This window comes from Streptomyces sp. A18 (genome assembly GCF_059026065.1).
On sequence record NZ_JBWLKL010000030.1, the window covers coordinates 92,109 to 100,438 of the forward strand.

General features: G+C 70.6%; 8 protein-coding genes and 1 pseudogene. 3 read left to right on the forward strand and 6 right to left on the reverse strand.

What is annotated here, in order from left to right:
• The first annotated feature begins 89 nt into the window (after window positions 1–89).
• Window positions 90–1,304 (forward strand): glutamate dehydrogenase, encoded by a 1,215-nt coding sequence (locus tag AC5P1C_RS32795; protein WP_493869586.1) that lies wholly within the window; start codon window positions 90–92, stop codon window positions 1,302–1,304.
• A 31-nt stretch (window positions 1,305–1,335) separates the two neighbouring features.
• Window positions 1,336–1,986, forward strand: a complete 651-nt coding sequence (locus AC5P1C_RS32800) for a TetR/AcrR family transcriptional regulator (protein WP_493869587.1) — start codon at window positions 1,336–1,338, stop codon at window positions 1,984–1,986.
• Window positions 1,987–2,116: 130 nt separating this feature from the next.
• Here the strand turns inward: AC5P1C_RS32800 and AC5P1C_RS32805 are convergent, their stop codons facing one another.
• Window positions 2,117–2,935 carry an SGNH/GDSL hydrolase family protein gene (locus AC5P1C_RS32805; RefSeq protein WP_493869588.1) on the reverse strand — a complete coding sequence of 273 codons (819 nt, stop codon included), beginning with the start codon at window positions 2,933–2,935 and terminating at the stop codon, window positions 2,117–2,119.
• 196 nt (window positions 2,936–3,131) lie between these two features.
• On the opposite strand from AC5P1C_RS32805, the gene AC5P1C_RS32810 reads away from it, so the two are divergent.
• Window positions 3,132–3,938 (forward strand): tyrosine-protein phosphatase, encoded by an 807-nt coding sequence (locus AC5P1C_RS32810; RefSeq protein ID WP_493869589.1) that lies wholly within the window; start codon window positions 3,132–3,134, stop codon window positions 3,936–3,938.
• A gap of 1 nt (window position 3,939) precedes the next feature.
• On the opposite strand, the gene AC5P1C_RS32815 is transcribed toward AC5P1C_RS32810, so the two are convergent.
• The 5 genes and pseudogenes from AC5P1C_RS32815 to AC5P1C_RS32835 form a co-directional block, all read right to left on the reverse strand.
• A complete protein-coding gene (locus AC5P1C_RS32815; protein ID WP_493869602.1) occupies window positions 3,940–4,062 on the reverse strand; it encodes a DUF6126 family protein in 123 nt (40 codons plus the stop codon).
• Window positions 4,063–4,154: 92 nt separating this feature from the next.
• On the reverse strand, window positions 4,155–4,796 hold the full coding sequence (locus AC5P1C_RS32820; protein ID WP_493869590.1) for a helix-turn-helix domain-containing protein: 642 nt from the start codon (window positions 4,794–4,796) through the stop codon (window positions 4,155–4,157).
• Window positions 4,797–4,887: 91 nt separating this feature from the next.
• Complete coding sequence (locus AC5P1C_RS32825; protein WP_493869591.1) at window positions 4,888–6,273, reverse strand: aspartate aminotransferase family protein; 1,386 nt, start codon at window positions 6,271–6,273, stop codon at window positions 4,888–4,890.
• Window positions 6,270–8,159 (reverse strand): 1-deoxy-D-xylulose-5-phosphate synthase, encoded by a 1,890-nt coding sequence (gene dxs / locus AC5P1C_RS32830; protein ID WP_493869592.1) that lies wholly within the window; start codon window positions 8,157–8,159, stop codon window positions 6,270–6,272. The genes AC5P1C_RS32825 and dxs overlap by 4 nt, the downstream gene beginning before the upstream one ends.
• 25 nt (window positions 8,160–8,184) lie before the next feature.
• Window positions 8,185–8,330, reverse strand: a pseudogene (locus AC5P1C_RS32835) (flavodoxin-dependent (E)-4-hydroxy-3-methylbut-2-enyl-diphosphate synthase); the annotation flags it as partial.

An 8,330-nucleotide genomic window follows, 5' to 3' on the forward strand; every position in this document is an offset into this window, starting at 1 on the left:
CGGCCGCCCGGAGGGGCCCGCACCGGCCACGCGCCCGCCCGCTGCGTGATGTACTCCTACTGACCCCCCATTCAGTAGGAGTACGCTCCATGCCCCCCATACGCGCTGTGCCCGCCTCCGTTCCCCCGCCTCACCTCTCCCTCACCTGGACCGACCACATCACCGGCCACCAGGGCTTTCTCGTCATCGACCGTCTCGTACGAGGTGTCTGCAGCGGTGGTCTCCGGATGCGCCCCGGCTGCAGCCTCGACGAGGTCGCGGGACTGGCCCGCGGGATGACGATGAAGGAGGTCCTGCACTACGACCCCAGCGCCCGCTACATCCCGCTCGGCGGCGCCAAGGGCGGCATCGACTGCGATCCGCGCGCCCCGGAGGCGTACGGCGTCCTGGTGCGCTACCTGAGGGCGATGCGTCCGTACATCGAGAGCTCCTGGACGACGGGCGAGGACCTTGGCCTGACCCAGGACCTGGTCGACAGGGCGGCGGCGGAAGCAGGCTTGATCTCTTCCATCCAGGCCGTCTACCCGCTCCTGGACGACGAGGCGGCGGCCCGCGAGCGCCTGGCGGACGCGTTCACCGTGGAGGTCGACGGGAGCGGCCTGGACGAGCTGGTCGGCGGCCACGGAGTCGCCGAAGCGATTCTCGCGGCCCTCGACCGCGCGGGGCACGCGCACGCGGGCGCACGCGTGGCCGTGCAGGGGCTCGGCACCATGGGCGGCGCGACCGCCCGTTTCCTCACCCGCGCGGGTCTGACGACGGTGGCCGTCGCCGACGTCAAGGGCACGATCGCCAACCCGGCGGGGCTCGACGTGGAGGCGCTGCTGGCCGCCCGCGACGCACACGGCACGGTGGACCGCTCGGCCCTGCGCCCCGGCGACCGGGAGCTGCCGGGCGAGGCCTGGCTGTCCACGGAGGCGGAGATCCTGGTCCCCGCCGCCGTGTCGTACACGATCAACGAGGTCAACCAGGCGCGGATCACGGCCCGTTGGGTGGCGGAAGCGGCCAACATGCCGGTCCTGCCGGAGGCGGAGCGGCTGCTGGCGGAGCGCGGCATCACCGTCCTGCCGGACGTCGTCGTCAACTCCGGGACCAACGCCTGGTGGTGGTGGACGCTCTTCGGAGACATCGGGGCCGACGCGGACGAGGCCTTCGCGTACACGCGCCGCTCGATGCGGGCCCTGGTCGACGTGATCCTGCGCCGCGCCGAGGCGGAGGGCACGACGCCCCGCGCGGCGGCCCACGCGTTGGTGGCCGACCGGCTGCCGGTGATCGGCGAGCGATTCGGCTGGTATGCGCACGCCTAGAGGCGCACGCAGGGTGGATAGGCTGCCCGGCGTGGCGAGAGTGCGGTTGAGTGTGGCGCAGCGGCGGGCGGAGCTCCTGTCCGCCACCGTCGAACAGATCGAGATGCGCGGTGTGGCGGCCGTGCGCATCGCGGACGTGGCAGCGGCGCTGGGGGTGAGCAACGCGCTGGTCCTGTACCACTTCTCCACGAAGGAGAAGCTGGTGGCAGCCGCCTTCGCGCATGCCGCCGAGGACGACCTCGCCCACCTCCACACCCTCCTGAGCCGCCGCACCACGGCCCTTCGCCGGCTGCGCGCGGCCGTCCGCTGGTACGCCCCCACCGGTCAGGCCAAGGGCTGGCGCCTCTGGATAGAGGGCTGGTCCGCCGCACTGCGCGAACCCACTCTGCGTACGGTCACACGCGACCTGGACCAGCAGTGGAAGGCGGCCCTCGCAGAGGTCATCAAGGAGGGCGTCGCAGCGGGCGAGTTCACCTGCTGCGACCCCGAGGACACGGCCCTTCGCCTCACGGCGCTCCTGGACGGCCTGGCGGTGCAGATGACGGCGTACGAGGGCACATCCCTGTCACGCGCCCGCATGCTGGCGTGGGTGGACGAGGCCCTGACGCGGGAGCTGACGCTCGCGCAAGATGTCCAGAGATCGAAGTCGGTGCAGGTACAAAAAAGGTGCTCTACCCCCTGAGCTACGCCGACCCGAAGTCGACGACGGGACTCGAACCCGCGACCGCCTCACCAAAGGAAGTAACCCGCGCCTTCGCACCTGGACACCTCCACCGTAGCGATCAACTCCCGCGCAGGCATCGGGTTTTCCCTCAGGACGCCGACTCGATGTGCATCCTGACCGTGTACGGGTCCACGCTCCCCTTGGCCTCCACGTGGTCCCCCGACGACTCCCCCCGCAGCCGCCGCCCGAACCACGGCACGAGGTACTCACGCGCCCAGTTGATGTCGTCGCGCCGCACCTCCAGCGTGCCGCGCGGCGGCTCCGGCGGCCACGGCTGGTCCGGGTCGGCGGGGACTTCAAGGCCGAGGACCTGGGCCGCGCGCAGCGCCACGCGGGTGTGGCCCTCGGCGGAGAGGTGCAGCCGGTCGCCGTCCCAGGCCCGGCGGTCCTGGATCGTCTTGAGGGACCACAGGTCGAGGACCGGGCAGCCGTAGCGGTCGGCGATCGCGCGGACATGGCCGTTGTACGTGGCGATCTTGCCGCGCAGGTGCTTGAGGACCGGCACCCCGCGGGTGTCGAACCCCGTGGTCACCATGACCGTGCCGACCGCCGATGTGAGGTCGGCGACGGCCCGCTCGAACCGCTCGGCGACCTCGTCCGGATCGTTGCCGGGACGGATGATGTCGTTGCCGCCGGCGCAGAACGTCAGGAGATCGGGAGCGAGCTCCTTGGCCAGGGGCACCTGGTCCGCGACGACCTGGTCGAGCAGTTTGCCGCGCACGGCGAGGTTGGCGTACCGGAAGGTGTGTTCCGGCATCCGGTCGTCGAGCAGGACGGCGAGGCGGTCGGCCCAGCCGACGAACGTGCCGTCCGGTCCGGGGTCCCCCACGCCTTCGGTGAAGCTGTCGCCGACCGCTGCGTAGGAGGTGAATGTGTCAGGGATGAAGGATGTCGACTCTGCTCTCACGTCGTCCTATCTTTCACCTCGTCAAGTGACCTACGCCACCGTAAGGAGGGGTTGACGGAGGGTGAGATAAGCCACCGGTCAAGTTTCGGCCAAGCCAGGAATACGGAGCGGTGATTGCCTCAGGAACCCATGTCGTATCGTCGAAGGCGCACCCCCACCGGCGAGTCGCGCCGGCGGCCGGACGGGAGGAGCCCCCGTGTCGCAGCAAGTCCCGCCGACGAAGCTGACCGAGCCCGAGCTGGCCGGAGTCCGCAACTTCCGTGATGTGGGCGGACTTCCGACCGTCGACGGCCGCCGGGTCAAGCAGGGACGCCTCTTCCGCAGCGGCCACCTCGCGCACGCCACGGCGGCCGACGCGGCGTTCCTCGACACCCTGGGCCTGAACACGATCTACGACTTCCGCAACGCGGCCGACCAGCGGCTCGAAGGCCCGGACGTCGAACTGCCCGGCGTGCGCAACGTGAACCTGCCGCTGACCGACCCCGCGCACGGCGCCGAGTTCTGGACGATGGTCCGCGACGGCGACCTGGACCAGCTGCGCGCCGCCCTCTCCGACGGGCAGGCCGCGGGGCGCCTCTCCGACACGTACCGCGAGATCATCAAGGACCGCACCGCCGAGCACAGCCGCGTGCTGCACGAGATGGCCGCCGACAGCCTGCCCGCGCTGATGCACTGCGCCGCCGGCAAGGACCGCGCGGGCCTTTCCATAGCCGTCACGCTCCTCGCCGTCGGCGTCGAGCGCGACGCCATCGAGGCGGACTACCTGGAGTCGAACGCCACCCACCGCCGCTACAAAGTGCGCCGCGGCGACAACGCCCCGGGCGCGATGTCCCCCGAGGTCATGCAGTTGCTCAGCCCGCTCTTCGAGGCCCGCGCCGAGTATCTTGCCGCCGCCTTCGAGACGATCGAGCAGATCTGGGGCGACACGGACACCTACCTCGCGCAGGGCCTGAAGGTGACCCCGGAGATCCGCGAGCGGCTCCGCGAGCACCTCCTGGACTGAGTCACTGGCTCTGCGCGCCCAGCGAGAACAGCAGGTAGACGAAGGCCGCGAAGAGGTGGCCGACAGCCACGTAGACGATCAGCCGGATCCAGAGCCCACGGGGGAACTTCTCCTCCATGGACATCGCCTTCTTGGCGGGCGCAGGCGCGGGCGCGGGTGTCGGCACAGGAACAGGCGCGGGATCCATCTGTTCGGGCCGCTGCGCTTCGGGGTCCGTCATCGCGGGTCTCCCAGGGTGGGGCTGTGCGGGGCTCCGCCGAGGCACAGCGCGGTGGCGGGACTCTGCAGCAGGGTGTGGACGAAGAGAAGGTCGGTGCCGAGGTGGTCCGCGGCGGCGATCCGGTGCGGGGTCAGCGAGTCGAAGTGCGCGCTGTCTCCGGGCTCGAGCGTGTACGTGGTGTCGCCGAGCCGCAGCCGAAGGCGCCCCTGGAGGACGTACAGCCACTCCTCGCCGGGGTGGACGCGCACGATATCGCCCTGCGCCCCGTGCGGCACGTGCACCCGCAGCGCCTGCATCCCGCGGGCCTGCGCGCCCGCCTGCCAGTAGGTCCAGCCGCCCGCCCGGGTCGGCTCCATGTCCGCGGCGCGGACGATCGCGTCCCGGTCGGCGGGCTTCTCGCCGAGGAGCTCCGAGACCGTCGTACCGTAGGTACGGGCGAGCGCGAGCAGCAACGGCAGGGACGGCTGGCGCTGCCCGGTCTCCAGGCGGGAGAGATGGGCGGGCGAGAGCCCGGCGGTGCGGGCCGCGGCCTCCAGCGTCAGGGTGGCACGGCGCCGCAGCTCACGCAGTTGCGGGGCGACGGCCGGAAGCACCTCGGCAGCCTCCGGGTCGACCGGCTCGGGCTCGGCATTGCTCATACGTCGATTGAGCCAGGCTCTTGCCCCCGAGGCAACTTTCTTGCCTCAGAGGCAAAAGCCCCGGAGCCTCCGAAGCCCTGGTGAGCGTCGCTCAGCGGTTCGCGACCGCCTGCTTCACCAGCGTCTTGCCGAAGTCCCACATCAGCCCGCCACCGCTGTGCGCCTCGTCCATCACGGCGGTGAAGGCCTCCACGAAGCGGTCCACCTCCCGCTCCCCGATGGTCAGCGGCGGGATGAGCTTGATGACCTCCAGATGGTCGCCGGAGACCTGGGTGAGGATGCGGTGCTTCTGCAGCAGCGGCACGACCACCATCTGCGCGAAGAGCCCCTTGCGCGCCGCCTGCAGCATCGTCCAACGACCGCGCAGTTTCAGCGAGTTGGGGCGTCCGAACTCGATGCCGACCATCAGGCCACGGCCGCGGACCTCGCTCAGGAGCTCGTAGCGGTCGACGAGCGCGCCGAGCCGGGACTTCAGGAGCTCGCCCGTCACGCGCGCGTTCGCGACGATCTCCTCGTCCTCCATGACGGAGAGGACCGCGAGCCCGGCCGCCATGGCCTGCGCGTTGGACCCGAAGCTCGCCGAGTGCACGAGCACCCGGTCCATGGACGAGTAGACCTTCTTGAAGATCCAGTCCTTGCCGAGCGTCGCGCCCACCGGCACATAGCCGCCGGACAGCGCCTTCGCGACACACACCAGGTCCGGCTCGACGCCTTCCTCGTACTGATAGGCGTAGAAGTCACCGGTCCTGCCGAGGCCGGTCTGCACCTCGTCGGCGATCAACAGCGCCTTGTGCTGGCGCAGCAGCTCCTGGGCGGCCGGCAGATAGCCGGGCGGCGTCTCGTGCACTCCCTTGCCCTGGATGGGCTCGATGATGAGCCCGGCCACGTCGCCCTTCTTCAACTCCCGCCGCAGCGCGTCCAGATCGCCGAGCGGAACGGCCGTGTCGGGCAGCAGCGGCGCGAACCCGTCCCGGAATCCCGACTCGCCGTTCACCGAGAGGGAGCCGGCGGTCAGGCCGTGGAAGGCGTGCGTGCAGTACAGCACCCTCGGCCTGCCCGTCGCGTACCGGGCGAACTTCAGCGCGGTCTCGACGGCCTCCGTGCCGCTGTTGCCGAAGAACACCCGGTCCAGGTGCGGACTGTGGGCGAGCAGCTTCTCGGCGAGCAGACCGGGCAGAGGCTGGCAGTCGAAGCGCGTCAGGTCGGCGAGCGAGGCGTCCAGGACGTCGTGCAACGCCTTGCGTACGACGGGGTGGTGGCGGCCGAGGCCCATCACGCCGAAGCCCGCGAGCATGTCGAGGTAGTCGGCGCCGTCCGCGTCCCAGAAGTACGCGCCCTCGGCCCGCTCGTAGACCTTGTCGAAGCCGATGGTGTGCAGCATGCGCGGCAGTTGGTGGTTCAGGTGCCGCGCGTGCAGTTCGTAGCGCTCGGCGCCCCGCTCGGCGAGGAGTCTGCCGAGATCGAACTCCTTGGTCATACTCCGTGCTCCTTGGCTGCCAGTGTGGCGCTGATCCGCCCCGCGATCTCGACCGGGGTGAGCCCGAGGTCCGCGAGCACCTCGCCCCGCTTGGCGTGCGCGAGGAACTGCTCGGGAATGCCGAACCGCCGCACGGGTACGTCGACTTCGGCCTCGCCGAGCGCGAGCGCGACCGCCGCGCCGACACCGGCCGCCCTGCTGTTGTCCTCGACGACCCCCACGACACGGTGCCGTGCGGCGAGTGCCGGAAGCTCGGCGTCGACCGGCTTGACCCAGCGCGGGTCGACGACGGTGCAGGTGAGCCCGCGCTCGCGCAACAGCTCGGCGGCCCGCAGGCAGACGGGCGCCATCACGCCGACCGCCACCAACAGGGCGTCCGCGTCGGCGTCTTGGCGGCCCTGGCTCAACACGTCCATGCCACCGATCCGGTCGACCGCGGGAATCGCGGGCCCCACCGACTCCTTGGGGAAGCGAAGGATGGTCGGCGCGTCGTCCACGGCGACCGCCTCCCGCAGCTGAGTGCGGAGCTGGTCGGCGTCGCGCGGCGCGGCGATCCGCAGGCCCGGCACGACCTGGAGGATCGACATGTCCCACATGCCGTTGTGCGAGGCGCCGTCGACACCCGTCACCCCGGCCCGGTCCAGGACGAAGGTGACGCCGCACTCGTGCAGCGCGACGTCCATCAGGAGCTGGTCGAAGGCCCGGTTGAGGAAGGTGGCGTAGACGGCGACGACGGGGTGCAGGCCCCCGGTCGCGAGTCCGGCCGCCGACACCGCCGCGTGCTGCTCCGCGATGCCGACGTCCCACACCCGGTCGGGGTAGGCCTGGGCGAACTTGCCGAGGCCTACCGGGCCCAGCATGGCCGCGGTGATCGCGACCACGTCCTCGCGCTCGGCTCCGATGCGTACGATCTCGTCGCCGAACACCGAGGTCCAGGACGGCCCGTTGGAGGGAGCGAGGGGCTCGCACGTCAGCGGGTCCATCACGCCGACCGTATGAAAGCGGTCGGCCTCGTCCGCGAGCGCGGGCTCGTAGCCGCGCCCCTTCTCGGTGAGGCAGTGGATGAGGACGGGCCCGTGGAAGCGTTTCGCACGTCGCAGCGCCGACTCGACGGCGCCCGTGTCGTGGCCGTCGATCGGCCCGACGTACTTGAGCCCGAGATCCTCGAACATGCCCTGCGGCGCGAAGGCGTCCTTGAAGCCCTTCTTGGCGCCGTGGAGCGACTCGTACACGGTGTGTCCGACGACGGGTGTGCGCTGGAGTATGTCCTTTCCCCAGGCCAGGACCCGTTCGTAGCTGTCGGTCGTACGGAGCGTGGCGAGGTGGTTGGCGAGGCCGCCGATGGTGGGGGCGTAGGAACGCTCGTTGTCGTTGACGACGATGATCAGCGGCCGGTCCTTCGCGGCCGCGATGTTGTTGAGCGCCTCCCACGCCATGCCGCCGGTGAGCGCGCCGTCACCGATGACGGCGACGACATGGCCCCGCTCCCCCAGGACCTGCCGCGCCTTGGCCAGGCCATCGGCCCAGCCGAGCGCGGTCGACGCATGGCTGTTCTCGACGATGTCGTGCTCGGACTCCGCGCGCGAGGGATAGCCGGACAGGCCGCCCTTGCCGCGCAGCTTGGAGAAGTCCTGCCGTCCGGTCAGGAGTTTGTGCACGTAGCTCTGGTGGCCGGTGTCCCACACGATGCGGTCGACCGGCGACTCGAAGACCCTGTGGAGGGCGATGGAGAGTTCCACCACCCCCAGGTTGGGCCCGAGGTGACCTCCGGTCCTGGCGACCGCGTGCACCAGGAACTCCCTGATCTCCTCGGCCAGTTCGTCGAGCTCGGCCTCGGTCAGCGCCTTCAGATCGCGCGGCCCCCGAATGGTTTCCAGAATGGTCATGCTCGGGCCCCCTCTCTGGTTCTTCTCAGCTCACGGTGACGTCGGGCACCCCTGAGGTGACGCCCTCGTCCTCCATCTGTGCGGCGATCTTCATCGCCTCTTCGATGAGGGTCTCCACGATCTTCGACTCGGGGACGGTCTTGATGACCTCGCCCTTGACGAAGATCTGCC